The sequence below is a fragment of the Roseibium porphyridii genome, from assembly GCF_026191725.2.
GTDB lineage: Bacteria > Pseudomonadota > Alphaproteobacteria > Rhizobiales > Stappiaceae > Roseibium > Roseibium porphyridii.
Genome location: NZ_CP120863.1, coordinates 432,106 through 458,647 on the forward strand (window position 1 = coordinate 432,106; position 26,542 = coordinate 458,647).

Here is a 26,542-nt window from a genome sequence, read left to right on the forward strand (position 1 = left end):
TCCACGCACAAACTAAAAAAACAGATTCAAATTAAGAATCTTATTTGATTTGAAATGTGGGAAAGGCCAAGCGTATGAAATCCCAGGACAGAGCCGTGATGCGGGTTCTTGCAGGAGAAAAACTCTGGCCACCTCCCATCTGGATGATGAGACAGGCAGGACGTTACCTTCCCGAGTACAGGAAAGTCAGAGCGAAGGCCAAAAACTTCCTCGATTTCTGCTACTCTCCGGATCTTGCGACTGAGGTCACCCTCCAGCCGATACGCCGGTATGGTTTTGATGCGAGCATTCTGTTTTCGGACATCTTCGTCGTACCGGATGCAATCGGGTATCCGGTTCGGTTTGAAGAGGGCAGAGGTCCTGTGCTTGAACCTCTCTCATCAGATCTTCTCAATCGTTTGGAGCAGGACAAGGCCGAGGATCACCTTAAACCGGTCATAGAGACCGTTTCTCGCCTCAGAGCAGAGCTTCCCGAGGAAACCACCTTGCTGGGCTTCTGCGGTGCTCCCTGGACGGTTGCTTGCTATTCCGTTGCAGGCCACACCACTCAGGATCAGGTGGCTGCCCGCGTCGGTGCTTATAGAGATCCTGATTTGATGCAACGGTTCATCGATCAACTGATTGAAGCTTCCATCAGCTATCTCATCCGTCAGCTCGACGCAGGAGCAGATGCCGTTCAGATATTCGATACGTGGGCGGGCGTGCTGGACGAAGCCGGTTTCAAGCGGTGGTCGATCGAGCCAACAAGACAGATTGTCGAAGGTGTGCGTGCGGTTCGGCCGGATGCAAAGATCATAGGTTTTCCGAAAGCGTCATCTGCCCGGATGATTGCTTATATCGATGGAACAGGTGTCGATGCCGTCGGATTCGACTGGACAGCTCCCGACCAGGTTGCGCTCGACGTTCAAAAGCGCGTTCCAATTCAGGGAAATCTCGACCCCATGCGGTTGGTGGCGGGCGGAAAGGCCCTCGAAGACGGTGTTGGCCATGTCTTGTCTACGTTCGACAAAGGCCCGTTGATTTTCAATCTCGGACATGGCGTGACTCCGGATGCGGATCCGGAAAATGTTGCGCGGATGGTCGAGTTGGTGCGCAAGGGCTAGTTGATGGATATTTTTCTTTGGGTCAAATCCCTACATGTCATCTCGATCATCGCCTGGATGGCAGGGATGCTTTATCTGCCACGACTGTTCGTCTACCACGTTGATGCCGAGGTAGGGTCTGTACAGTCCGAGACCTTCAAGGTCATGGAACGCCGGCTCTACAAAGCAATCATCGGTCCTGCGATGGGCGCGTCCTGGATATTCGGTTTATGGGCAGCGTATGAATTGCAGGCCTGGCAGGACGGCTGGTTTCACGCGAAACTGACACTCGTTATCGCAATGTCTGCGATGCACGGTTACCTCGGTGGCTGTGTGCGGAAATTCGCGAATGATGAGAATACAAAATCAGCCCGTTTCTATCGACTTCTCAACGAAGTTCCGACAGTTTTGATGATCGGGATTGTTATTCTCGTGATCGTGAAACCATTTTAAGGGTTGCTGAATTCTGCTTTTGAACGGCGGTTCGGAAACGGGCCGCCGTTTTGCTTTGCGGCAGTGCGACATCAGTGCATTTGACCGGCAGATTTGCGGGCTTGCGATTCACTTGAAAACAACGTATCTTCCGCCAACTTCAAAACGGCGATGGTTCGTTTTATCGCACCGCAGACGCCGTACAATCTGGACACATCTAAACGTCTTTCAGATATCTTCTGGCCGACCCATCTTCCCGGCGCAGAACGACCTTCCAAATAAATATCCAAAACAACACCAATAACCCCAACTCGATGCGGGAAATGAAACTTAAAGACCTAAAAGAAAAAACACCGACAGAGCTGCTGCAATTTGCTGAAGAGCTTGAGGTCGAAAACGCCAGCACCATGCGTAAGCAGGAGCTGATGTTCGCCATCCTGAAAAATCTTGCTGCACAGGATGTGGAGATTATCGGCGAAGGTGTCGTCGAAGTATTGCAGGATGGCTTTGGCTTCCTTCGATCTCCGGACGCAAACTACCTTCCTGGCCCGGACGACATCTATGTCTCGCCATCGCAAATACGGCGCTTTTCCTTGCGTACCGGCGATACGGTCGAAGGGCAGATTCGCAGCCCGAAAGAAGGCGAACGTTATTTCGCTCTTTTGAAGGTCAACACGATCAACTTCGAAGATCCGGAAAAAGCACGGCACAAAGTCCATTTTGACAATCTGACACCACTTTATCCGGATGAACGTTTCCGGATGGAAATCGAAGATCCGACCATCAAAGATCTTTCTTCCAGGGTCATTGACCTTGTGGCTCCTCTCGGCAAGGGCCAACGCGCTCTGATCACTGCACCACCGCGTACCGGTAAGACAGTGTTCCTGCAGAACATTGCAAAGTCGATTACGAACAATCATCCAGAATGCTATCTCATCGTTCTTTTGATCGATGAGCGTCCGGAAGAAGTAACGGACATGCAGCGCACGGTGAACGGCGAAGTGGTTTCCTCCACATTCGACGAACCGGCTTCACGTCACGTGCAGGTGGCGGAGATGGTTATCGAGAAGGCGAAACGTCTGACGGAGCATGGCCGGGATGTTGTTATCCTGCTCGATTCCATCACGCGATTGGGCCGCGCTTACAACACTGTTGTTCCGTCTTCGGGCAAGGTGCTGACGGGTGGTGTTGATGCGAACGCATTGCAGCGCCCGAAGCGTTTCTTCGGCGCAGCTCGTAATATCGAGGAGGGAGGTTCCCTGACCATCATCGCAACGGCGCTGATTGACACGGGCAGCCGTATGGATGAAGTCATCTTTGAAGAATTCAAGGGAACGGGTAACTCGGAGATTATTCTTGATCGGAAGATCTCCGACAAACGTGTCTATCCGTCCATCGACATTCAGCGTTCCGGAACGCGCAAGGAAGAACTTCTTGTGCCGCATGAGCGTTTGAAGAAGACGTTCGTTCTTCGCCGTATTCTCAATCCGATGGGCACTGTTGATGCAATTGAGTTCCTGCTCGATAAATTGAAGCAAACCAAGTCCAACGACGAGTTCTTCGACAGCATGAACACTTGATCCCAAACGGATCGAATTTTATTGAAGGGCGCGGTTCCAAAGGGACTGCGCCTTTTACGTTTTGTTAAGCATTGTTTCACGTGAATCCACTGACTTTGATTCGGACCCGTTTCATGACCTCAGACATCTATCTGGAAACTGAAAGACTATTGTTACGTGCGTGGCGGGATGACGATCTGGATCCTTTTGCAGCTCTATGCGCGGATCCCGAAGTTATGCGGTATTTCCCTGATGTTATGTCGAGGGAGAGATCTGAACTCCTGATTTCGAAATGCCGGGAGAAGCAGGGAAGCGACGGATTCTGCATGGCACCGATTGAGGTAAAAGATACGGGTGAATTCCTGGGTATGGTGGGCTTGAATCGACCAACCTACGCCGCACCGCTTCCATTCGAACCTTGTGTTGAAATTGGTTGGCGCTTGAAGGAATCGTCCTGGGGGCACGGATATGCAAGTGAAGCTGCGCGAGCGTGGCTTCGATTCGGCTTTGAAACAATTGGTCTTGACGAGATCGTTGCCTTTACGATCCCGGACAACCTGCCTTCTCAAAAAGTCATGGAACGGATTGGCATGACCCGCGACGCTGAGGGAGATTTTCTGCACCCAAGCTTGCCTGAGGATCATCCGGTAGCTCTTCATGTTCTTTACCGCTTGAGCAAAGACGTCTGGCTGACGCAGGTTCAATAGAAGAACTGTGGGCTTACCTGGATTCACGTGAAACAGCCTCGCGGCTCAGCCTTGCAACTTCATCCTGTTTCACGTGAATCCAATGAATTGAATCGGCGACGAACCAACTTTTGATCTTTGCGCCGATTGTTCGCGAATTAAGTTCAAAGAGCGATGGCGATCTCTAGGATTTTTTAAAAGCCAAAGGAGCTCGTCGCACTGCTGGAGAGCAGTGTAGTGTTCGAGGTCTTGAAGGCGGAAATTGATTCACGTGAAACAGTCACATGACTAAGACACCCGGTTAGAGCTTTTCGATTCGTCAACGGAACGTATGACGACCTGCCTTTCCCTGGAAAAGCAGACTTGATAAAGAGATTTTGGCATCAAACCCTGCTTGGATGAACGCACATGGCTGACACGATTTTTGCGCTTTCAAGCGGGGCAGTTCCGTCTGGAGTTGCTGTTATCCGTGTCTCTGGGGCCGGTACACAGGAGATCGTCAGAAGTCTCTGCGGTACGATACCAGAGCCACGTGTTGCCTCTCTGCTCAAGTTGAGAAACCCGCAATCGGGTGATCTTCTGGATGAGGCCCTGGTCCTCTTCTTCAAGGGTCCGCGCAGTTTTACCGGTGAAGATGTTGCAGAACTTCACTGCCATGGGGGAAGGGCGGTGGTTTCCAGTGTCCTCTCCGTACTTGGCCAATTTGAAAACAGCCGTCCTGCTGAAGCTGGTGAATTCACACGAAGAGCTTTCGATGCCGGACGTATGGACCTCACTGAAGTTGAGGGACTGGCGGATCTGATTGCGGCTGAAACACAGAGCCAACGTAAACAGGCAATTCGGCAGATGGGCGGAGCCCTCGGTCGGCTTTATGAAGATTGGCGCAAACGGCTGATACACATGCGAGCAATGATTGAAGCCGACTTCGATTTTGCCGACGAGGAGGATGTACCGGGCAGCGTAGCTGACCAAGTCTGGGTGGAAGCCTCCGATCTCCATGATGAGATCGCTGATCACTTGCTGAAGTCGAAGAGTGGTGAGCGTTTGCGATCCGGGTTACAGGTCGTGCTTATGGGTGCACCCAACGCAGGCAAGTCCAGTTTGTTGAATGCCATTGCGGGCCGGGATGTCGCTATCGTGACGGAGGAAGCTGGCACCACGAGAGATGTTATAGAAGTGCATCTGGATCTAGCGGGGTATCCGGTCACGCTGGTAGACACTGCCGGATTGCGCGAGACCGAAGGAATAGTAGAACGAGAGGGCATTCGCCGTGCCGAGGCAAAGGGCCGCGAAGCGGACCTGATCTTGTGGGCGGTTGAACCGAACGGCGTGTCAATGAAGGAAGCGTCGAGTGCGTTGGCAGTTGATCTCGAGGATGGTGTTCCCGTTTGGACGGTCAATACCAAGCAAGATTTTGAGACTCTTCCGGAACAAGACTCTTCCGGAATAATCCCAGAAATCTCTTGTTCAACCAAATCTGAAGGCGGTATGACATCACTTTTGGATCACCTTACACGTTTTGCTGCGGAAACGATTTCTATCGGTGAGTCACCGTTGGCGACACGGGAAAGGCACCGGCACTATCTCACGGAGTGTCTTTCCGGACTGCGCACGGCAGTTGACGCAGACCATCTTCCGGGAGAACTCAGAGCAGAAGATCTCCGCGGTGCAGCGGATGCGCTTGGCCGGATCACCGGGCGTATTGATGTTGAAGATCTACTGGATGTGATTTTCAGGGATTTCTGTATCGGGAAATAATTTGTTTCACGTGAATCAATGTCGGATTTTCCTGAATTGATTCTGAACCGGAATGTGTTTCACGTGAATCAGGAAGCATTATCCGCGTATCTGAAAGTGAAGTTTCCGCGGTTGGTCTCTCTCATTGATTCCGCTTTGACCTACGGGTCGGCCCGCTTTATATAAGCGGCAGCGTTGTGCCGTTCAGTCGGCCTTGTGATAATCTGATGCTGGGCATCGGATGCGGATCCCGAAAATAGAAGATGATGGTTTGGCGGGTGCTTGAACATAGTGGCAGCCCCGGTCAAGACGGTGAGACTTTATGAGTGACAAGGACCTGACATTTGATGTGGTCGTAGTGGGTGGCGGTCATGCCGGCTGTGAGGCCGCTGCAGCGGCGGCGCGCACCGGTGCCAAGACGGCACTTGTAACCCATCGGTTCGATACCATTGGGGTGATGTCCTGCAATCCGGCGATTGGTGGATTGGGCAAAGGTCATCTGGTCAGAGAAATCGATGCCCTTGATGGATTGATGGGTCGTGTTGCCGACAAGGGTGGGATCCAGTTTCGCATGCTCAACCGGCGGAAGGGTCCTGCGGTTCGAGGGCCGCGCGCTCAGGCCGACCGCAAGCTCTATCGCGAGGCAATGCAGAAAGAGATTGCCGTCATCGACGGCTTGACGGTCGTTGAGGGAGAAGCTTTCAAGATCCTCTTCAACGATGATGCTGAGGGTCATGTCGTTTCAGGACTGGAGCTGGCCGACGGTCGTAGCGTTTCGTGCGGCAGGATTGTCTTGACGAGTGGAACTTTCCTGCGTGGTCTGATCCACATTGGCGATCGCAAGATCCCTGCCGGCAGGTCGGGGGAGGCTCCCGCCCTCGGTTTGTCTGAATCGCTTGAGCAAATTGGATTTGATCTCGGACGCCTGAAGACAGGAACACCCGCAAGGCTTGATGGACGCACAATCCATTGGGATCGACTTGAAGTCCAACCAGGTGATGAAGAGCCGGTTCCGTTTTCAACAATGACCGAAACGATCACGACACCTCAGGTGCCCTGCCATATCACGCGGACGACGCCTGAAACGCATCAGATCATTCAGGACAATCTCTCGAGATCAGCGATGTATTCCGGTGAGATCAAAGGCCGCGGACCCCGTTACTGTCCCTCAATCGAGGACAAGATCGTTCGGTTTGGGGAGCGTGACGGTCACCAGATCTTTCTGGAGCCGGAGGGCCTCGATGACCACACGGTCTATCCGAATGGCATTTCCACGTCCTTGCCAGAAGATGTCCAGATTGCCTTTTTGAGAACCATTCCTGGTCTTGAAGATGTTGAATACTTCCAGCCGGGATATGCGATTGAATACGACCATGTCGACCCGCGGGAGCTCAGGCCGACGCTGGAAGCAAAGAGATGTCAGGGTCTTTATCTTGCCGGTCAGATCAACGGGACGACCGGATATGAAGAAGCTGGAGCTCAAGGCCTGGTGGCCGGCTTGAATGCGGCATTGGCGGAAGCTGGAAAATCGCCGTTCGTCGTCGATCGCTCTCAGGGCTATATCGGTGTGATGATCGACGATCTGATTACCCGAGGCATTTCCGAGCCGTATCGAATGTTTACGTCGCGCGCTGAGTATCGGTTGTCGCTGCGTGCCGATAATGCGGATCAGAGACTGACGCCGCTTGGTCTTGAGGTAGGTTGTGTTTCTGAAGAACGGCGCCAGGCATTCGAAAGAAAGATGGCGGCCATTGCCGAGGCACGGGCTTTGTTGAAACAGTTGTCTGTGACACCCTCGGAGGCCCAGAAGAAGGGCTTGCCAGTCAACCAGGATGGTGTGCGTCGGACAGCGTTCGATCTGCTTTCCTATCCGAATGTGACCTACGAGCTTTTGACAGGCATTTGGCCCGAGCTTTCCGAGATTGACCCAGTGATCACGGAGCAGGTGGCAACAGATGCTCTCTATGCTGTTTATCTCGATCGGCAGATAGCGGACATCGAGGCACTGAAGCGGGATGAAGCCTTGGCGATCCCGGATGGTTTCGATTACGAAGCAATTATCGGGCTGTCGAACGAAGTGAAGCAGAAGCTGACCGACATTCGACCGGCTACATTGGGTCAGGCTTCTCGTATGGATGGGATAACACCGGCAGCCTTGACGCTGATCCTGTCTCATCTCAAGCGGGGCAGTCAGAAGATCGGTGCGGCCTGATGGGCCGTCCGATCGTGTTGAACAGCTCTGGACAGGCTGTGCAAAACTATGGGGATGTTTCACGTGAAACGTTGGAACGGCTTCAGATCTATGTCGACCTCGTTCTCAAGTGGCAACCCGCACAAAACCTTATTGCTCCGTCGACAATTCCAGACATATGGACACGTCACGTAGCCGACAGTCTTCAAACCCAGTGGAGTTATCCAGAGGCAAAAACCTGGGTCGATGTCGGCAGCGGTGGCGGGTTTCCCGGTGTGGTCACAGCAATCCTTCTTGCCGAAGATCCGGGCACTCATGTGCACATGATCGAGAGCAACCAGCGGAAGGCGGCCTTCCTTCGAACGGCACTTCGAGAGACTGGTTCCAACGGAACAGTACATGCTGGCCGGATCGAATCGGTTGCGAAAGAGTGGCAGCATGGGCCGGTTGATGCTGTTTCCGCGCGCGCCTTGGCGTCCTTGGATTTACTTTTCCAGCTTTCCGAGCCGTTCACAGCGAAGGGAGCAAAGGCTGTTTTCCACAAAGGTCAGGATTTTCAACGAGAAGTTAACGAAGCCTCTGCCCGTTGGCACTTCGACATGATAGAAAAGATCAGTCTTGTTGATCCTGAGAGCCGGATGCTTCTTTTCTCAAATATTTCCAACCGGCCGGAGTAGCCCAGGAAGGTGTTGTGGCAATGAGCATGCTTCCCGAAATGCCGCGTGTGCTTTCGTTGGCAAACCAAAAAGGCGGGGTGGGGAAAACCACCACTGCAATCAATCTCGGTACTGCGCTTGCTGCGATTGGTGAGAAGGTACTCGTGATTGATCTCGATCCTCAGGGCAACGCCTCGACGGGTCTCGGGATTGAACACCGGGACCGTGGGTTGTCGACTTACGAAATTCTGAGCGGTGACTGTTCTCTGGCTGAGGCTGTCCGTGAAACCGCGGTGCAACGTCTTTGGGTCGCACCTTCCACCATGGATCTTTTGGGTCTTGAGCTCGAGATCGCGTCGACAAGCGATCGAGCATTCCGGTTGCGCGCTGCAATTGAAAGTCTGACCAGGTCAAGGCTGTTTCAGGAAATTGGCTTCACCTACGTGCTGGTCGATTGTCCGCCTTCACTGAACCTTCTGACGATCAACGCTCTTTCAGCATCTCATTCCATTCTGGTACCTCTGCAATGTGAGTTCTTTGCACTTGAAGGACTTAGCCAGTTGCTCAGTACAGTGGAGCAGGTCAAGAGCGCATTGAACGCCGAGCTCAGCATTCATGGTATTGTTCTCACCATGTATGACAGCCGCAACAACCTTTCCAATCAGGTTGTTGCCGATGTTCGAGAAACGATGGGCGACGCAGTTTACGAAACCATCATTCCGCGCAATGTCCGCATTTCCGAGGCGCCGTCCTATGGCAAGCCGGCATTGTTGTACGATTTGAAGTGTGCCGGCAGTCAGGCATATCTGCGGCTCGCTTCCGAGATCATCCAGCGAGAGCGTCAGCTGCGCAAAGTGGCTGCCTGATAAGATTCGGATCCGGTTCGATGGGTTCATTCAGCAGTGCCGTTGTTGGTGCTGTCGAATTAACCTATTGATTTATAAGAAGAAAAAGGTGCGATATGGCGGAAAGAGACGGCAAAAACAAGCGTTTGGGCCGAGGATTGGCAGCATTGATCGGCGATTCTGCCCCGGAAGCCACCGCAGCGCCTGAGAAAATCGTAAGAGATACGCGCAAGGTGCCGATTGAGCATCTGGTTCCGAACCCGCGCAATCCCCGCAAGACCTTCACTGAGAAAGATCTTGCCGATCTTGCCGAGTCTTTGAAAGCCAAAGGGATAGTTCAGCCAATTCTGGTGCGCCCGGAAGCCGGCAAATCGGAACGGTTCGAGATCATAGCCGGTGAACGTCGGTGGCGAGCCGCGCAAAGGGCAGGTCTGCATGAAGCGCCCATCATCGTGCGGGATGTCACCGACCAGGAAGCTCTGGAACTGGCAATCATTGAGAATGTTCAGCGGGCCGACCTAAACCCTATCGAAGAGGCGATGGGATATGAGCAGCTGACCGCGGAGTTCAGTTACAGCCAGGGCGAGCTTGCCAAAGTGATCGGCAAGAGCCGCAGCCATGTAGCCAATACGATGCGGCTGCTGAAACTGCCGAATTCCGTGAAAGACTATCTTGCGGAGGGCCTGCTCACAGCCGGCCATGCACGCGCATTGATTACCGTTGATGACCCGGCGGCTCTTGCCGAGTTGATCGTCGAAAAGGGCCTGACGGTCCGCGATGCGGAAAAGATTTCGCAGGATCCGGATGCCCTTGCCCGATTGAAGGGTGACAAGGCACCGGTCGTGAAGGCTGAAAAGGATGCCGATACGAAGGCGCTGGAAAAGCGTTTGGCTGACACGCTGGGGCTCAAAGTGACCGTTGGTCATAAACCTGGCAAGGAATCCGGCGACTTGAAAATCAAATACACGTCGCTTGAGCAATTGGATGAGCTGTGCAGGAAACTTGGCGTCGAAACTCGATAAGCCCTTGTTTTCATTTTACTTAATAGAAGATCAGAGCAGCTGGAACGGGTTCTGGTCTTTTTTGTGCGCAGCTGAAAGAGGTCAATTGATCGCCAAATGACCGAGATCAAGGGCATGTTGGCAAACTGATGCCATTCATGGCGCTCTTGCCAACGACCTTCAGTGCACACTAACAAGGCCTGTCCTTTTCAAGAACGCCGGAGCATCTTCTGAAACTCATTGCGGAAAACCTGACCATAGACCGTGGCGGACGCCGTGTCTTTCAGGACCTCTCCTTTACGCTTGAAAGCGGTACCGCGCTCGTTGTCACGGGCGCGAATGGCATTGGCAAATCTTCACTGCTTCGTACGCTCGCCGGACTGGTCTTTCTGAGCAAGGGAGAAATTCGCCTGGAAGGTGGGCAAGATGACAGGCAGCCACAGGAACAAGCTCACTATTTTGGTCATCAGGATGCGGTGAAGCCTGCCTTGTCGGTGCTTGAAAACCTCGTCTTCTGGCAAAGTTATTCTGCGCCTGTGTCGGTTTCGGCCTTTGCCGGTAAAAAAATGGAGCCACTTGAGGCTCTGCAGATTTTGGGTATCGGTCATACCGCATATTTGCCGGCAGCCTACCTTTCCGCTGGACAAAGGCGCAGACTGTCATTGTGTCGATTGCTCGTGACGCCACGCCCTGTCTGGCTAATGGATGAACCAACATCGGCACTCGACAAGGCATCGGAAGGCCAATTGCTCGAACTCATGAACGGGCATCTTGCACTTGGGGGGCTTATCGTGACGGCGACCCATACAGATCTGGCGCTCGACCAAGTTCAGATCTTGCATCTGAAGGCGGAAATCGTAGAGACGCAGCTGACCGAGGAGGACTTTTGATGTCATCCTGGGCCATGGCGCTGTTTCAGCGTGATTTGCGCTTGTCCGTGAGGATTGGCGGCAGTGCGCTCGTCGGCGTGCTGTTTTTTCTTGCCGTTGTAACCGTCATTCCCTTTGGTGTCGGGCCGGACCTCAATCTCTTGGCCCGGATTGGACCCGCGATACTTTGGATTGGAGCGCTGCTTGCGACGCTTCTCGGGCTTGATCGGCTATTCCAGGCAGACCGGGAGGACGGAACACTCGATCTGATGCTGATGGCCGGACGGCCGCTGGAATTGGTTGTTCTGATCAAGTGTCTTGCCCATTGGGTGGCGACAGGCCTTCCATTGGTTGTTGCCGCGCCTCTTCTTTCGATCTTTCTGAATATCGATCCTGTTGCGATGGGGGCGGTCACCTTGACACTTCTTGTGGGCACGCCGGCACTCACATTGATCGGGGCGATTGGAGCATCCTTGACCGTATCGTTGCGCCGAGGTGGCTTGTTGCTGGCCGTGCTCGTTGTGCCCCTTGCTATACCGGTGTTGATTTTTGGTGTCAGCGCGGCCGATGCCGCCATCCATGATCCGGTGCCGTTCATGACGCCGTTTCTGATCCTTTGTTCTCTGTCGCTGATCGCTGCCGTGATTGGGCCGATTGCCGCAGCCCTTGCGCTGCGTTTTGCGGGTGACTGAACCGGATTTCTGGCTTAAATTTTTAGAATTGATCGAAAGCAAGGCGCGATTGTTGTTTTTCAGTGCATTGAAGGACAGCGGAGAGGGAATTAGATAGAGCTTCGATGTCTATTTGGGACTATGCAAATCCGACGCGGTTTTTGAGGCTGGTGCAGATTGTTCTGCCCTGGCTGATCGGTTTGTGTGTACTGGCCTTCGCTGCCGGTCTCTACATGAGTTTCTTCGTAGCACCTGAGGATTATCAGCAAGGTGACACTGTAAGGATCATGTTCATTCATGTTCCGGCGGCCTGGCTGGCGATGATGTGCTACTCGATCATGGCGATGTCGTCGCTCGGGACTCTGGTGTGGAAACATCCGCTGGCAGATGTCTCGGCCAAAAGCGCGGCGCCGATCGGCGCGGCTTTCACCTTTATGTCTTTGGTGACCGGGTCTCTCTGGGGAAAGCCCATGTGGGGAACCTACTGGGTGTGGGATGCGCGCCTGACATCCGTTCTTGTTCTCCTGATCATGTATCTCGGACTGATGACGCTTTGGCGGACAATGGATGATCCGATCAAGGCCGGTAAAGCTGCGGCTGTGCTCACACTTGTGGGTGCTCTCAATCTGCCGGTAATCAAATTTTCCGTCGATTGGTGGAATACCTTGCACCAACCGGCAAGTGTGGTGCGGATGGATGGCCCTACCATTCACCCGGACATTCTTTGGCCCCTTCTGATCATGGCTATTGCCTTCACCTTGCTGTTCTTTGTTCTGCATCTCATGGCCATGCGCAACGAGATCATGCGCCGCAGAGTGAGGGCATTGCGTCAACGGGCTGCAAGCGTTTCCTTCCCGAGCACCGCCACAGCTTCCACACAGGCCGCGGAGTAATCAGATGGATCTTGGACCACATGCGGGTTTCATTCTTTCCTCCTATGGCCTTTGTCTGTTGACCGTGATTGTGCTGATTGCGTGGGTCAGGATCGACCGCGCCAATCAGGAAAAGGCTCTGAAAGAACTGGCGGATCAGGGCATCGTGCGTGCACGACCGCAGGATGGGAGCAGGTAGTTCCATGAGCGCATCCGACACAGAAGCCGGTCCAAAACAACCAAAGCGCGGCGTGCCGATCCTCGTTCTGTTGCCTCTGGTGGTTTTTGCGGCCCTGGCTGGGCTTTTCCTGTTTCAGCTGACGCTCGGCGGGGACCCTCAGAAGATCCCGTCTGCCTTGATCAACAAACCTGCGCCTGAGTTTGTACTTGCACCTGTGGAGGGTTTGGAGAAGGACGGCAAAGCAGTTACCGGGTTTTCCAGTGAAGATCTCAAGGGCAAGGTCTCTGTCGTCAATGTGTTTGCATCCTGGTGCGGGCCCTGTCGGCAGGAGCATCCGCTTCTTGAAGAGCTTGCCAAGGTTGATGGCATCGAAATGGTCGGTATCAACTACAAGGACAAACCTGAAAACGCCCGGCGGTTTCTTGGCAGCCTGGGAAACCCATATGACCGTGTCGGCGCGGATGCTTCCGGCCGGGCTGCGATCGACTGGGGCGTTTACGGAGTGCCGGAAACCTTCATTGTCGATGAAAACGGCATGATCCGGTATAAGTTTATCGGTCCACTTGGCCCGCAGTCTTATTCAGAAACTTTCCTCCCGGAACTTGAGAAAATACTCGCCGGTGGCTGAGTACGGGACTGTTTTTGAATAGAAATCACCTCCGCTGAGTGAGGTCACCGGAACTTTGGTGAAAGTCACGTTTCTGCGAAACCTTTGAATCGCGGGTAAAGTCACCGGCTCGTGACTCGCGATTGAAGGTCTGTTTGCCTATCTTGTCATCAAGCAAACAAGGGAAACGAGCCAAATGGTGGGTCATATTCGCTGGAAAGCCGGGCAGGCATTCCGGTCCGGGTTGGTCGCGGTCGCCGCGTTAATAGTAACAACAGCCTGGAACACAGCAGAAGCACAGCCGAAAAAAGTCGTTGAACTGTTCACGAGCCAGGGGTGTTCGTCCTGTCCGCCGGCAGACCGATTGGCAGAAGACCTGGTGAAGAACAACAGCGACGATACGCTTACGGTTTTGATGCCAGTGGACTATTGGGACTATCTCGGTTGGAAGGACACGCTTGCCAGCCCGGTTCACTCCCAGCGGCAGCGCGCCTACGCAAATCAGCGCGGAGACCGGTCTGTCTATACGCCGCAAATGGTCATTAATGGCGAAGAGCATGTGGTCGGAAGCCGGGAAGGGGAAGTCCGTGCTGCGCTCGCGCGCGCTCAGCCGTTTACCTCCAAAGTGGATCTGAAGATTACCGATATGGTTGTCGAGGCGAAGGTCGATGGCCTCTTGCCTGAAGGCGCCGAGATGGCGACCGTCTATTTCCTTAAGATCCAGGATGAGGCGATGGTGGATATCGGCCGGGGTGAAAATGCCGGACGAAAGATCAAGTATGTCAACGTGGTTCGAAATATTCAGCCCCTGGGCATGTGGTCGGGAGGCGCCGAGACCTTTCGGATGCCAAAATCCAAACTGATGCTGAAAGGCGATGCGCGGTGCGCAATTCTGGTACAGGTCGAAGGGCCTGATGGACCTGGCGAAATCATCGGAGCAGCGGTAATGGACTGGAATGGCGGTTCCTAGACCGTCAGGGAATGGTTTCAGCTGGTTTGAAACCCTCCAGCGCCGGATTTAATTTCCTGGACCGGGTTGTAACCGACGAAAAAACTGCTACCCCTTGCCGGGTCAACAGTGCTGCCTGACCTGAGTGTCTTGCAGATTGTGCCCGGGGGACTGGAGTGGACCTGAAACCAAGGCTCAGGATTGCCTTTGCAAGCATTGCCATCGGTATTCTGGTTCTGTGCCTAAAGGTTGGCGCTTACCTGCTGACGGGCTCTGTCGCTCTTTATTCCGACGCACTAGAAACCATCGTCAATATTGCGTCGTCCATAGCGGCATTGGCGGCGATCTGGTTTGCCGCGAAACCTGCTGACAGCAACCATCCCTATGGACACGACAAGGCGGAGTATTTTGCCGCCGTTCTCGTAGGTGTCATGATTGTGTTGGCCGCGATCATGATTTTCAGGGCTGCTTGGCTCGGTTTCGTTCAGGGTGACAGGCCCGAATACTCCCTTGAAGGCATCGCAATGAACCTGGCTGCAGCGTTGATAAACGGTGCCTGGGCCAGGTACCTGATGCATTTTGGCAGGCAGACCAGGTCACCGGCTCTGGTCGCTGACGGCAAGCACCTGATGACGGATGTCATAAGTTCAGCTGGCGTTCTTGCCGGAGTTGTCCTTGTCTTGATGACCGGCTGGACAATCCTTGATCCGATGCTGGCTGTGGTTGTCGGTTTGACGGTTCTTTGGACTGGCTGGGAATTGGTCAAGGAATCAGTTGGTGGCCTGATGGACGAGGCTGCATCCAGTGATGTACTTGAAAAGATTAGACTTTTGATCTCCGAACACGGAGAAGGCGCTCTTGAGGCACATGATCTCAGAACACGCATCGCAGGCAGATCGACATTCGTGGATTTTCATCTGGTTGTGCCCGGAACGATGTCGGTGGAAGAGGCGCATGAAATCTGCGACAGGATTGAGGTTGCCATTGCGGAAGATGTGCCGGGCGCGCGGATTACCATTCATGTGGAACCTGAACACAAGGCGAAGCATTCCGGTATTGTCGTTCTTTGATGCTGCTGGCTGTAGACGCGTGAGCGGAGACTGGAAGAAACACTGATGCATTCATTTCGCCGGTGGCAGGCCCGTATTGTTGATCACGCGATACTCATCGCGGGTGCCCTCTTCATGTGTTTGCCGGTCTATTCGATTTTTGCTGCAACAACACATGCACCAGGCGTTCCGGTGGTACCGCGTCTGGACCCGGGCTCTTCTGTCCTGGAGAATTATGGGACTCTGATATCCGCGAATGCCGGATTTACGGGCGATGTTACTGTGCTGACGATGGTTTGGAACTCGTTTCTGCTTGGCGCGGGATTTGCCGCGTTGAAGGTCTCAGTTTCCTTGCTGGCTGCCTATTCGTTGATCTATTTCCGGGTGAAGTACGCTTCCATCATTTTCTGGCTGCTGCTGCTCAGCCTTATGTTTCCGCTGGAATCGCGTTTTTTGCCAACTTTCGCCGTTGTCGCTGATCTGGGTCTTGTCAACACGCGCGCAGGCCTGATCGTGCCGCTCGTGGCGTCTGGGTTGGGAACGCTGTTTTTCAGGCAGTTTCTCATGACGGTTCCAGATACGCTGATGGAATCGGCGCGTCTTGATGGGGCCGGTGCAATCAAGTTTTTCAAGGATATTCTGCTGCCCCTGTCGGTTCCAACCGCGGCTGCGCTTTTTCTGGTCCTCTTTGTGACCGGATGGAACCAGTATCTTTGGCCGGTCATCGTCACGTCTGAAGAAAGTACCTATACGCTCGTTCGCGGCATGCAGTTTTTCGGCCGTGCGAGCCTGTTCGGCCTATCACTGGCTATCTTGGCAATCCTGCCGCCGGCTCTACTTGTCATCTTGTTTCAAAGACAGGTGGTTAAGGGTCTGTTCGACGGTTCACATTGAGAATGACATAAGGGAAGAGGGTTCGATGGCTTTTGAGGCAATCCTGTTTGATTGCGACGGTGTACTGGTCGATTCGGAAACGATTTATGTGCAGGTGGAACGCGAGCATCTCGCGCGGATTGGCCTTCAATACGATCTGGATGAGTACATGGATCGATTTCAGGGCCTCGGGAGCGAGGACTTCTGGGCCGCGCTCGACCGGGACCATCGTGATCTTGGCAAAGGGCCGTTGCCTGAAAACTTCTTCGAAGAGCTGGATGTTGCAACAATGCGGCGGATGGAAACGGAGCTGTTGGAAATCTCAGGTATCAAACAGCTGTTGAATGAACACGAGGGCCCTCGGGCGGTCGCTTCCTCATCCAGATTACAGCGGTTGATTCAAAAGCTTAGACACACAGGGCTTTTTGCGTATTTCGACCCGCATATCTATTCCGGCGAGCAGGTGGAAAACGGAAAACCTGCCCCGGACCTGTTTTTGTTTGCGGCTCAAAAGCTCGGTGTTTCACCCGCGAATACATTGGTGATTGAAGACAGCTCAAACGGCGTGAAAGCCGGGCTTGCAGCGGGAATGACCGTGTGGGGTTTTGTTGGCGGCGGTCACAGCCATGATACGCATGCTGCGCAGCTTGAAGAAGCCGGCGCGCATCGGGTCGTTGATACTCACCAGAACCTGGCAGAATTGTTGAACAACGGTGCCCATGCATAAAACCGGCGGCCCGGGTGGGCCGCCGATCCAATCCCAAAATTGTCAGTTCAGTCACCGTCCAAGGTCATGCTCCGGATTTGCACTGATCTTGTGAATCGCAAGGTCCGCGCCCAGATGCTCGTCCTCTTGCGACAACCTCAGGCCCATAGTGCTTTTCAAGATGCCGTAGACCACAAACCCGGCAGCCAGTGCATATGTTGCCCCGACTACGGTTCCGATTATTTGTGACATCAAGGAAACGCCGCCAAGGCCACCGAGTGATTCAAGACCGAAGATCCCGGCAGCGATACCGCCCCATGCACCGCAGATACCGTGAAGTGGCCAGACGCCCAGAACGTCGTCGACTTTCAATTTGTTCTGGCACATCTCAAAACCGATCACAAAGATTGCGCCGGCACCTGCTCCAACGATCAGGCTGCCAATCGGATGCATGATGTCAGACCCCGCACAAACGGCGACCAGACCGGCAAGTGCGCCGTTGTGAACGAAACCCGGATCGTTTTTGCCCACGACCAGCGCCGCCAGAATGCCGCCGACCATTGCCATAAGCGAATTGATTGCAACGAGACCCGAAGCCGCGTCCAGGGAGCCTGCTGTCATAACGTTGAAACCGAACCAGCCGACACAAAGCATCCAGGACCCCATGGCAAGCCAAGGCAAGGAAGATGGTGGAATGCCAATCGGACGTCCTTTGGAATCGTAACGGCCCATGCGCGCACCTAGCAGCAGCACGGCGCCGAGCGCGATCCAGCCGCCAACCCCATGAACGACCACGGATCCGGCAAAGTCATGGAATTGTGCCCCGAAAGTTGCTTCCAACCAGGCTTGAAAACCGAAGTTCCCGTTCCAGACAATTCCTTCGTAGAGTGGATAGACGATGCCAACCAATGCCACTGTTGCCACGCATTGGGGCCAGAATTTCATTCGTTCCGCAATTCCGCCGGAGATAATCGCGGGGATGGCGGCGGCAAAGGTGGTCAGGAAAAAGAATTTCACCAATGTCAGGCCTTGGAGTTCAAATCCTCCGCCACCACCGGACAATGTTGCGGCATCGACGAGGAACGTCGTGCCATAGGCGAATGCGTAACCAACAAAGAAGTACGTGACAGTCGACAACGCGAAATCGACCAGGATTTTCACCAGTGCATTGACTTGGTTTTTGTGCCGAACGGTTCCGACCTCAAGAAAGGCGAACCCGCCATGCATTGCGAAGACGAGGATTGCCCCGACCAGCACAAAAAAGACGTCGCCGCCCACTCCAGTTGAATTCATGATTGACCCCCAGTTAGGCAATTTGCCAATTCGTTATGCGTTTTGGGGAGATATGCATTCAAGTTGCATGCCAAACGGGCAAACGGTGAAAGATAGGGCAGAAAACTGCCGATCTTTTGATCGAATGGCGTTGTCTCATGGCGCGAACAGTCACATCTGCGAGACTAAAAAAGTGGCATCAGCTTAATTTATAGTCAGTACGAGATCAGCTTACTGAGGGCTATTTCTTCGGTGTTAACTATGTTGAGCGACCCTAGCAGGACACTCACATTGAGAAATGGTTGAAATGTTCAAACGAGCTGTCATTACCGCACTTATTGTTGGATCGATCCTGACAGGCATCAATCAGATCGATGTTTTTATGGGCCACGCGGAATTTGTCATTTGGCAGGCGTTGCTTTCGACGGCCGTGCCGTTCACCGTTTCAATCGTCAGCGCAAAGATGACATTAAGACAGGGGCCAGCGGTTCCTCAGCCTCTGGACCAAACAGACGTGAACATACGTCCGGAGGCTCTAGAGATCAGAGAAACCGACCTTGACCAGATTGCAGGCAGTGACCGTGACGCAAGCGATCAGATTGAACAGCTGGCGAAAGCCGGCGCTGATGTTTCACAGATTGGCCAGAACGCGAGGGCAGTAAATGCCGCGAGCAAGGAACGGGCGGAATTCCTAGCCGATCTGATTTCAACTGCAGAGCAAATTCAGGAAGACCTTCAGTCTGTTGGTTTGCAGGCCAAGGACTGCACGGACGATTTGGTAAATGCTGGCGGCCGCATGACCAAGGCGCGCGAAAGTATTCGAGGTGTTGTCGATACCTGCCTTTCAGCAGCAGACCTGATAGGTCAATTGAGTGCAGCCACTGAGGAGCTCGCTGGCCGGTTTGGCGATGTGGAGGCTCTGGCACAGGAAATATCCTCAATTTCAGCTCAAACCAACCTGCTTGCCCTGAATGCAACCATCGAAGCTGCACGTGCGGGAGACGCCGGCAAGGGTTTTTCGGTCGTAGCAGGAGAAGTGAAGGTGCTGGCCGGGTCGACCGAAAATGCTGTTGAATCCATTTCCGGTATTCTTTCGGAAATGAACAGATCGATTTCGAGGTCACGTGATCTGATCGAGACGACAACCGACAAGCTCAAGCTTTCCGAATCCCAAAGTGCTGATGGTCTTGAACAAGTTTCATCCGTTGAGGAATACCTGAACGAGTTGACGGCTCGCAATGAAACAACCTTTCGCCAAATGACGGAACGCACCACCGCCTTGGACGAAGTGTCTTCCAACCTGCAAAAAGTTCGTCAGGACACCGAAAGCGCGATTACCGGATCTGCCCGAAATATCGAACTGGCCAAGCAAGCCTCCGAAGCGGTGCAGCTGGTTGCAAGTAGCCTGAAAGTGGCCGGCTAAACGTCGAGCTTATGAGGTAAGCAAAAAAGAGCCCGGGGTTGCCCCCGGGCTTTCCAAGTTTGCGGTCTGAGCCAATAGACCGCCTGGGAGATTTTGTATCAGCGCTTCTTGTTAGAGGCGCTGAGAACCGGTGCCGAATTCCGGATAGGCTTCCACGCCAACCTCAACCTTGTCGAGACCAAGCGCTTCTTCCTCGTCGGATACCCGGATGCCCATGGCAGCTTTCAGGATGAACCAGAAGACAGCCGAAGCAATCAGAGTGAACGCGCCGTAGGCAACAATGCCGACGATCTGCGTGCCCCAGGAAGCATCACCGTTGGAAAGCGGAACAATCAGCGTGCCCCAGATACCTGCAATCAGGTGAACCGGGATAGCGCCGACGACGTCGTCGATTTTCAGCTTGTCGAGAAGCGGAACCGTGAAGACAACGATCGCACCACCGACGCCACCGATGAGGACAGCCTGCCAAACACTTGGTGCCAGTGGCTCAGCGGTGATGGATACCAGACCGGCAAGGGCGCCGTTCAGGGCCATCGTGACATCGACTTTCTTGTAGAGAACCTGAGTCAGGATCACGGCGACGACAACGCCAGCGGCTGCAGCCATGTTTGTGTTGGCGAAGATGCGTGAGATGTCGGACACATCACCGATGGAACCCATTGCAAGCTGGGATGCACCGTTAAAGCCAAACCAGCCGAGCCACAGGATGAAAGTACCCAGTGTTGCCAAAGGCATGGAAGATCCAGGAAGCGGGTGAACGCTGCCGTCGGCACCATACTTGCCTTTACGTGCGCCAAGGATGATCGCACCGGCAAGAGCAGCCCAGCCACCGACAGAGTGAACCAGCGTGGAACCAGCGAAGTCGGAGAAGCCCATTTCGGACAGCCAACCTGCGCCCCACTGCCAGGACCCTGCGATCGGGTAGATGAAGCCGGTCAGAACAACAGTGAAAATCAAGAACGGCCAAAGCTTGATGCGCTCTGCAAGTGTACCGGAAACGATCGATGCCGTGGTCGCACAGAAGACCATCTGGAAGAACCAGTCAGATGCTGTGGAATAGCCGGTGTCGAGCGCGTCTCCGCCAACAGCGTCAAAGGAATAGGGACCGAATGAACCCATGAAGCCACCGTCAACACCGGTGTACATAAGGTTGTAGCCCGTAATCCAGAACATGATGCCCGCGATGGAATAAAGCGAGATGTTCTTCAGGCACTGCATGGAGACGTTCTTGGAGCGAACGAGCCCAGCTTCAAGCATGGCGAAGCCGGCTGCCATCCACATGACCAGGAAACCACCGATCAAGAACAGCAGAGTGTTGAAGATGTAGGCGACTTCTGGCGATACAGCCGGAGCTGCCGCCGCATCGGTATCCTGGGCGAGTGCCGGAAGAGCCATGAGGCTCAACACGGTCAGCGTCGTCGCGCCCTTAGCGACAAGATTTTTCATGTTACGTTTCCTTACCTAAATCACAGAGCTTCGGCGTCGGTTTCGCCGGTACGGATGCGCACGACCTGATCGATCGAGTGGACAAAGATTTTGCCGTCACCGATCTGACCGGTCTTTGCTGCACCTGAAATCACTTCGACGACCTTGTCGACGGAGCCAGAATCCACGGCGACCTCGATCTTCAGCTTCGGCAAGAAGCTGACTGCGTATTCGGTTCCGCGGTAGATTTCGGTGTGCCCCTTTTGGCGGCCATAGCCTTTCACTTCGGTCACCGTCAGCCCCTGGATGCCGATGCCGGTGAGGGCATCACGCACTTCGTCGAGCTTGAACGGCTTGATGATGGCCATCACGATTTTCATTGCTCGTTCCATTCCCCTTATTAGTGCCCCTTCCCGTCGAAGAAGCTCGGCCGACCGTCCCCAACTTGCCGCCTGGTTGATGTCCCCTCTGGAAGGGTCTTTTCAGGTCTTTGGCCTGGCCACAGTGAATGGCGTCGGGTCGGTGTCGGCCTTTCTTAATCAAGGACCGTGCCAACTTGCTCTTTTCACCTTGTTTTTCGCGGATTTCTGCGGACTCTGAGGAAATGCGGGAGGAAATGAAAATTAACGGAAAAATTCAATGACGCCTTTGGAGGCAGTTTTTCTGCATATTTTTTATGCAGACATGTAATCGCTGGTTAAATTTTGATCACTCTGAATCGGAGCCGAGCACTCGCATAAAAAAACGGCAGACTGCTCGACCGATCATTTCTTCAAAATCAATGGCATATCGACCAAGGTTAATGCGATCAGGCCGAAAAACCTCCATCGGCCAGATAGGCTTCTTCTTCCTCGGTGCTTTTTCGACCAAGAACCTTGTTTCGATGGGGAAACCGCCCAAACCTGCGTATGACATCCATGTGTATCAACGCGTAATGATAAAGTTCCTTGTCACCGAGCCTGCGACACAGATCGACCGATTTCTCCTGATGCCTCATGTCTTCCGAGTGCTCAAAAGGCAGGTAAAAAAACCCTCTTGCCTCTATCGGGAACGCACGATCAAAGCCGTGAGCGATGGCGTATTCGGCGATTGAAACGGCTTTTTCATCTGCTTCGAAGGCTTTGGGAGAACCTCTGTAAACATTTCTCGACATCTGATCTAGAAGCAGCAGTAAAGCCAATGTGCCGTCTGCGGTTTCTGCCCAATGGTCGAGCTTGCCTTCCTTGGCGGCTTCAATCGCAGGCAGGAACCGGTCGTTACAGGACTTGTCAAACTTGTCGTCTTTCGCGAACCATTTTGAAGGTCCGGCCCGCCACCAGAAATCAAGAATATCCAGTGCGGAAATTGCGCGGCTTGTCATTGTCTGTCCTGTTCCGAACGTGTCTAAGTCTATAGTGCAGGCAGCATCTAATCTTCTGCGAACACTGTCAATTTCCCACTTGCGTGACTATCTTAGCGACTTGCTGCCAAGTGTCAGGTCGAATTTGAAGACAAGGGATAGGATCAATCTGTGACGGAAACGCTGCTTGACCTAAAGGGATTGAAATGCCCGCTACCAGTGCTGAAGACCAGAAAGGCATTGACGCGTCTGAATACCGGCGACCAACTCACGGTGCTGACGACCGATCCGATGGCGGAAATAGACATCCCGCATTTTTGCCAGGAAAATGGTCACGAGTTGCTGGCGGCCGAAAAGCTGGAGGGAGGCCACAGGTTCCAGCTTGCGAAAGGTGGCTGACACTTGGGGCACGATTTATGACAGCAAAGATCGCAACCTCAGCCTAACAATTGTCCTTCAATCGTTCTCCGCGCAAACCATTCACCCCTTGCTCCTTAAGCGCGGCGATGAGGTCGTCACTGTCGATTTCCTGAATGGTCTGTTCGTTTCTCAGCGCCATTGCGGCTGCAGTCCCCGCTGCCTGGCCCATTGCAACACACTGAGGCATGCCGCGAACCGATGCAAATGCGACGGCATCAGCAGAAACAATCCTGCCTGCGAACATCAGATTTTCAATGTTTTTGGGAACAAGTGATCGAAACGGGATTGTGTAGTAGGCACCCTCTCCTACAACTGCGTCGTGGGTCATGGCGCCGTTTCCGCGCATGACGTCATCGACAGGATTGTCGCAGCAGACGACACCGTCCAAAAACTTGGTGGCGTTTGCAAGGTCGTCGCCTGTCACCCGATACTGACCTTCGAGCTTTCGCGTCTCGCGAACCCCGACCGTTGGGCCGAGATACATCAATCTTGCGCTTTCAAATCCAGGGACATCCTCTCTCAGGAATTGCGCGAGTTGACGACATCTGCGCCTGCCTTCAAGCGTGGCCCGGTTGACGGCACCGGCATCAGTTCCATCAACACCGCGGATAACAACGGAATTGCAAAAAACCGTGTCCGCGTGAAATCCCCGCATCAGATAGAGTTTTGCAAGATCCTCATGCAATCGTCCTTCTGCAATTCCCCTGGCCGCAAACCGTTCGAAATATGGATCGCCTTCGGCAAAAACGGCATCCTGATCGACACCAATCATCTGGAAAGTCAGCGTGACACCCATCATGTTGCCCTGCCTGTCGCCCAGTGCATATGGAACGCCCGCTTTAGCCGAAATGTCACCGTCCCCTGAACAATCGATGACGATGCCCGCAACAATCGTGTAACCGCCGTGCCGATTGAAGCACTCCACGGCAGCGATTTTTTGACTCACCATTCGCGGTGCTAAGGCGGTAGTGTTCAGGTGTACATCAACACCGGCTTCCTCGAGCATCTCGAACATGGTCAGCGTTGCGATATCGTGATCGTACTGAATTTCGTGGCCGAAGTTCTCAAGCGTGCAAGGCCGTTTTTCGGCAGCAGGTGGATCCATTTCAAACAGTCGATTGGCCAATTCCTCCATCAAGCCGCCAATACTCACGCCGCATGGATAGGCCGCGCCCCAGGGCATTCCGGGGCAGAAAGCCATCACGCCGCCAATCTTGTTGCTTGACTCAATCAGGCTGACAGAAAGGCCTTGCCTGCCGGCTGCAACCGCAGCCCCGAAACCAGCTGTTCCACCGCCAATGACGAGAACATCGGTCGAAAGATCTCCAGGACTTCTTGTGTCGCCCAAAGCCAATTCATTCAGCCTCATTGATCCAGGCGGGTCAGCATGTTGAGATCAGACAATCAATCAGGTCATTGTTTCTTAATTTGAAATTGTCGAACAATTGAACCTGCCGTTTTCGGACTAGGCGTCACCGGCAATCTTGTCGATGGAACCAGCCAACTTCAGATCGAGGCTACTCAAACCGCCAACATCATGCGTTGCCAGCGTTATCTCGACCGTGCGATAGACATTGGACCATTCCGGATGATGATTCATCTTTTCTGCAATCAGCGCTACCTGTGTCATGAACCCGAACGCCTCGGTGAAGTCCCGGAATCTGAAAGTCCTGGTGATTGCCTCGCGACCGTCACAAAGGTGCCAGCCCGGCAGGTCTTGAAGCCCGGCCGCCCGATCTTCAGGTTTCAATCGTTCAACCATTTGCCTCTCCTGCTCAGCCAACACTCAGTTGGCAGTCTACTCAAATGAAATGAAAGGGTGAAGGCGAACTCAAACAGGACCGGCATGTGCTGCGTTTCTGATAGAGCCATTTGCAATTCTGTGCACAAGTCCGCACGGTGGACAAATAGATATGGGAGGCGCCTGTTGGTCCAAAGTGTTCTTTTCGTTTGTCTTGGAAATATCTGCCGCTCGCCCCTTGCTGAGGGTGTGTTTCGGAGCCTTGTTTTCGATGCGGGGCGAAGTGGTGAATTTGAAATTGATTCCGCCGGAACGGGAGCGTGGCACATTGGTGACCCGCCGGACCCGCGATCAATCGAGATCGCCGCGAAATATGGCGTAGATATTTCCGGCCAAAAAGCGCGCCAGGTAGAAGATGCTGACTTCGACCGTTTTGACACAATTGTTGCCATGGATCGAAGCAACCTGACCAAACTGAACAGCTGGAGCAATGGTGGGACGGCCCATATCCGGCTGTTGCTCGACGATCCGGTGCAGGAAGTTCCCGACCCATATTGCGGCGGGTCAGACAGTTTTGAAAATGTTTATCGATTGATCAGGGCGGGTGGACAACGGCTTTTGGGCACATTGACGGAGCAGCACTCGTGACCGCATAAAATTCAGGCTCCCGGTCTCAGGGTTCATAAATCCGTCTCAGAAATTGCGCTATGGGTGATCGTCGAGATTGCACTCCATGGTTGGTTCATGAAAGTCTTCTGGTGGTCACTGGCCGCGATTTGCATTCTGTTCGGCCTGGCAACTGTCTGGTTGCCTGTACCAACGGGTGTTCCGCTGCTTGCGCTGGGGATGATCGTGATTGTCGGCACCAGCCGAAGCGCCGCCCGCATGCTGCGCAATCGAAGGCGAAAAACTCCTCAGATAAATGATGCAATCAGTTGGGTGGAGGACCGCTCGCCCCTGCGCTTTGCGCGCATTTTAAAGCGCACCAGACCGCGCAAGTGATGTGACTGTATTTTTCGGAAGACGCGTCTATCGGTCGGAGAAAATCCGAACAGCACCCCGCAAGGACCGACGCGATCGCACCAGCAGACGCCGAACAAGGCGTTGAAGCTTGCGGCCCTTTACAGTGAACCACTCGTCCAGACCCCTATCGGTGAAAAGGGGCGGTTCTTTTATGTAGAGCAAGTGGTAGACGATCAGGATCAGCAAGAACGTCAAGCCCCAGGAAATCAGGGTGTCGGAGAAAAAATGACCGCCAAATGCAACACGGTTCGCCGACAGGATGAGGCAAAGTGGCAGAACAAATGCGAGCACCGCCCTGCGCCAGCTCGCGGGAACCAGAAATGCGACCGAGACAAGCCAAATGCTTGCCGAGGCTTCTCCGGAAACAAAAGAACAGTTTTTGTCGCAGTAGTCGGTCATCTTCCAGACAGGTTGAAAGGGAAGATCTCCGCCAAACTCTTCAACTGAGCGCGGGCGTGGGCGTCCCCAATTGTCCTTCAGGATCGCGTTGACCAGGATGCCCGGTCCCAGGATCAATGTCGTTAAAAGAAAGACCGGCTTGCGCAGGGGCAGAATAGGTGGGCGTCCAGGCACTACCAGCTTGATCACCAGAATGAGCACGCAGACAACGGCAATGACCTTCACCAGGAAAGGTCCAAGATGCCTGACGTCCCGCAGGAAGGGCTCGTTTTGAGCCGCAAAACCGGCTTCGCCGAAAAAGAAGAGATTGCTGACCTTTAGATCAATGCCCGGGAATGCCAGAAAAAACAGAGAAACAACAACAACATATGCGCATACCAAAGCTATCGGGTGGGCAACGCACCAGTTACCGGCTTTTCGCAGTCCAGACTTCTGACTATGGTTGGGGTGGCTGTCTCGTTCCATGGCTGCTCTTTAGCGCATCCTGCAGGCCTGTCCAATCCTTCCTTGCCGGGAGGGTCGGCAAAGGTGTTT

General features: G+C 53.7%; 29 protein-coding genes. 22 read left to right on the forward strand and 7 right to left on the reverse strand.

The features are described from left to right. Positions 1-74: 74 nt before the first annotated feature. From hemE to K1718_RS02110, 18 genes are all read left to right on the forward strand, one after another. Entirely contained in the window at positions 75-1,103 is a 1,029-nt protein-coding gene (hemE, locus tag K1718_RS02025) for a uroporphyrinogen decarboxylase (RefSeq protein ID WP_265679900.1), read from the forward strand. A gap of 3 nt (positions 1,104-1,106) precedes the next feature. Next, positions 1,107-1,535: a protoporphyrinogen oxidase HemJ gene (gene hemJ, locus K1718_RS02030; RefSeq protein ID WP_152499162.1), complete on the forward strand. Its 429-nt coding sequence runs from the start codon at positions 1,107-1,109 to the stop codon at positions 1,533-1,535. Positions 1,536-1,828: 293 nt separating this feature from the next. Continuing rightward, positions 1,829-3,094, forward strand: a complete 1,266-nt coding sequence (gene rho / locus K1718_RS02035) for a transcription termination factor Rho (protein WP_152499163.1) — start codon at positions 1,829-1,831, stop codon at positions 3,092-3,094. 113 nt (positions 3,095-3,207) lie between these two features. After that, complete coding sequence (locus K1718_RS02040; RefSeq protein WP_152499164.1) at positions 3,208-3,780, forward strand: GNAT family N-acetyltransferase; 573 nt, start codon at positions 3,208-3,210, stop codon at positions 3,778-3,780. A 387-nt stretch (positions 3,781-4,167) separates the two neighbouring features. Then, the gene (gene mnmE, locus K1718_RS02045; protein ID WP_265679899.1) at positions 4,168-5,517 is read left to right on the forward strand and encodes a tRNA uridine-5-carboxymethylaminomethyl(34) synthesis GTPase MnmE; all 1,350 of its coding nucleotides are present in this window, start codon (positions 4,168-4,170) and stop codon (positions 5,515-5,517) included. A 301-nt stretch (positions 5,518-5,818) separates the two neighbouring features. Beyond that, positions 5,819-7,708: a tRNA uridine-5-carboxymethylaminomethyl(34) synthesis enzyme MnmG gene (gene mnmG / locus K1718_RS02050; protein WP_265679898.1), complete on the forward strand. Its 1,890-nt coding sequence runs from the start codon at positions 5,819-5,821 to the stop codon at positions 7,706-7,708. Beyond that, complete coding sequence (gene rsmG / locus K1718_RS02055) at positions 7,708-8,364, forward strand: 16S rRNA (guanine(527)-N(7))-methyltransferase RsmG (RefSeq protein ID WP_265679897.1); 657 nt, start codon at positions 7,708-7,710, stop codon at positions 8,362-8,364. The genes mnmG and rsmG overlap by 1 nt, the downstream gene beginning before the upstream one ends. Before the next feature lie 20 nt (positions 8,365-8,384). Further along, entirely contained in the window at positions 8,385-9,209 is an 825-nt protein-coding gene (locus tag K1718_RS02060; protein ID WP_152499168.1) for a ParA family protein, read from the forward strand. 95 nt (positions 9,210-9,304) lie between these two features. Further along, the gene (locus K1718_RS02065) at positions 9,305-10,210 is read left to right on the forward strand and encodes a ParB/RepB/Spo0J family partition protein (protein ID WP_265679896.1); all 906 of its coding nucleotides are present in this window, start codon (positions 9,305-9,307) and stop codon (positions 10,208-10,210) included. 236 nt (positions 10,211-10,446) lie between these two features. Beyond that, positions 10,447-11,079 (forward strand): heme ABC exporter ATP-binding protein CcmA, encoded by a 633-nt coding sequence (ccmA, locus tag K1718_RS02070; protein ID WP_335343021.1) that lies wholly within the window; start codon positions 10,447-10,449, stop codon positions 11,077-11,079. Beyond that, positions 11,079-11,750 carry a heme exporter protein CcmB gene (ccmB, locus tag K1718_RS02075; protein ID WP_152499171.1) on the forward strand — a complete coding sequence of 224 codons (672 nt, stop codon included), beginning with the start codon at positions 11,079-11,081 and terminating at the stop codon, positions 11,748-11,750. The genes ccmA and ccmB overlap by 1 nt, the downstream gene beginning before the upstream one ends. Before the next feature lie 104 nt (positions 11,751-11,854). Next, positions 11,855-12,622: a heme ABC transporter permease gene (locus K1718_RS02080; protein ID WP_152499172.1), complete on the forward strand. Its 768-nt coding sequence runs from the start codon at positions 11,855-11,857 to the stop codon at positions 12,620-12,622. A 4-nt stretch (positions 12,623-12,626) separates the two neighbouring features. Then, entirely contained in the window at positions 12,627-12,800 is a 174-nt protein-coding gene (gene ccmD, locus K1718_RS02085; protein WP_152499173.1) for a heme exporter protein CcmD, read from the forward strand. Between the two features lie 4 nt (positions 12,801-12,804). Further along, a complete protein-coding gene (locus K1718_RS02090) occupies positions 12,805-13,410 on the forward strand; it encodes a DsbE family thiol:disulfide interchange protein (RefSeq protein ID WP_265679895.1) in 606 nt (201 codons plus the stop codon). A gap of 175 nt (positions 13,411-13,585) precedes the next feature. Beyond that, positions 13,586-14,359 (forward strand): DUF1223 domain-containing protein, encoded by a 774-nt coding sequence (locus K1718_RS02095; RefSeq protein WP_152499175.1) that lies wholly within the window; start codon positions 13,586-13,588, stop codon positions 14,357-14,359. Between the two features lie 161 nt (positions 14,360-14,520). Then, positions 14,521-15,408, forward strand: coding sequence for a cation diffusion facilitator family transporter (locus tag K1718_RS02100; RefSeq protein ID WP_152504069.1), 888 nt, complete (start codon positions 14,521-14,523; stop codon positions 15,406-15,408). 45 nt (positions 15,409-15,453) lie between these two features. Beyond that, positions 15,454-16,281 carry an ABC transporter permease subunit gene (locus K1718_RS02105; protein WP_152499176.1) on the forward strand — a complete coding sequence of 276 codons (828 nt, stop codon included), beginning with the start codon at positions 15,454-15,456 and terminating at the stop codon, positions 16,279-16,281. Between the two features lie 25 nt (positions 16,282-16,306). Further along, a complete protein-coding gene (locus K1718_RS02110) occupies positions 16,307-16,987 on the forward strand; it encodes an HAD family hydrolase (protein WP_265679894.1) in 681 nt (226 codons plus the stop codon). 51 nt (positions 16,988-17,038) lie between these two features. Here K1718_RS02110 and K1718_RS02115 read toward each other — a convergent pair whose 3' ends face one another. Then, positions 17,039-18,259, reverse strand: a complete 1,221-nt coding sequence (locus K1718_RS02115) for an ammonium transporter (protein WP_152499178.1) — start codon at positions 18,257-18,259, stop codon at positions 17,039-17,041. 286 nt (positions 18,260-18,545) lie between these two features. Between K1718_RS02115 and K1718_RS02120 the strand changes: the two genes are divergently transcribed. Further along, a complete protein-coding gene (locus K1718_RS02120) occupies positions 18,546-19,661 on the forward strand; it encodes a methyl-accepting chemotaxis protein (RefSeq protein ID WP_265679893.1) in 1,116 nt (371 codons plus the stop codon). Between the two features lie 111 nt (positions 19,662-19,772). On the opposite strand, the gene K1718_RS02125 is transcribed toward K1718_RS02120, so the two are convergent. From K1718_RS02125 to K1718_RS02135, 3 genes are all read right to left on the reverse strand, one after another. Continuing rightward, positions 19,773-21,107 (reverse strand): ammonium transporter, encoded by a 1,335-nt coding sequence (locus K1718_RS02125; protein WP_152499180.1) that lies wholly within the window; start codon positions 21,105-21,107, stop codon positions 19,773-19,775. A gap of 20 nt (positions 21,108-21,127) precedes the next feature. Then, positions 21,128-21,466: a P-II family nitrogen regulator gene (locus tag K1718_RS02130; protein WP_173005836.1), complete on the reverse strand. Its 339-nt coding sequence runs from the start codon at positions 21,464-21,466 to the stop codon at positions 21,128-21,130. 428 nt (positions 21,467-21,894) lie between these two features. Continuing rightward, positions 21,895-22,446, reverse strand: a complete 552-nt coding sequence (locus K1718_RS02135; RefSeq protein WP_152499182.1) for a DUF924 family protein — start codon at positions 22,444-22,446, stop codon at positions 21,895-21,897. A gap of 150 nt (positions 22,447-22,596) precedes the next feature. Between K1718_RS02135 and K1718_RS02140 the strand changes: the two genes are divergently transcribed. Then, positions 22,597-22,824 carry a sulfurtransferase TusA family protein gene (locus K1718_RS02140; RefSeq protein WP_152499183.1) on the forward strand — a complete coding sequence of 76 codons (228 nt, stop codon included), beginning with the start codon at positions 22,597-22,599 and terminating at the stop codon, positions 22,822-22,824. Between the two features lie 43 nt (positions 22,825-22,867). Here the strand turns inward: K1718_RS02140 and K1718_RS02145 are convergent, their stop codons facing one another. Continuing rightward, positions 22,868-24,193 carry an FAD-dependent oxidoreductase gene (locus tag K1718_RS02145; RefSeq protein WP_285806056.1) on the reverse strand — a complete coding sequence of 442 codons (1,326 nt, stop codon included), beginning with the start codon at positions 24,191-24,193 and terminating at the stop codon, positions 22,868-22,870. Between the two features lie 117 nt (positions 24,194-24,310). Next, the gene (locus tag K1718_RS02150; RefSeq protein WP_152499185.1) at positions 24,311-24,607 is read right to left on the reverse strand and encodes a 4a-hydroxytetrahydrobiopterin dehydratase; all 297 of its coding nucleotides are present in this window, start codon (positions 24,605-24,607) and stop codon (positions 24,311-24,313) included. Between the two features lie 165 nt (positions 24,608-24,772). Between K1718_RS02150 and K1718_RS02155 the strand changes: the two genes are divergently transcribed. Then, on the forward strand, positions 24,773-25,234 hold the full coding sequence (locus K1718_RS02155) for a low molecular weight protein-tyrosine-phosphatase (RefSeq protein WP_247649322.1): 462 nt from the start codon (positions 24,773-24,775) through the stop codon (positions 25,232-25,234). A 63-nt stretch (positions 25,235-25,297) separates the two neighbouring features. Beyond that, on the forward strand, positions 25,298-25,588 hold the full coding sequence (locus tag K1718_RS02160; protein ID WP_265679891.1) for a hypothetical protein: 291 nt from the start codon (positions 25,298-25,300) through the stop codon (positions 25,586-25,588). Between the two features lie 27 nt (positions 25,589-25,615). Here the strand turns inward: K1718_RS02160 and K1718_RS02165 are convergent, their stop codons facing one another. Then, positions 25,616-26,473: a phosphatase PAP2 family protein gene (locus tag K1718_RS02165; RefSeq protein ID WP_152499186.1), complete on the reverse strand. Its 858-nt coding sequence runs from the start codon at positions 26,471-26,473 to the stop codon at positions 25,616-25,618. Positions 26,474-26,542 lie beyond the last annotated feature (69 nt).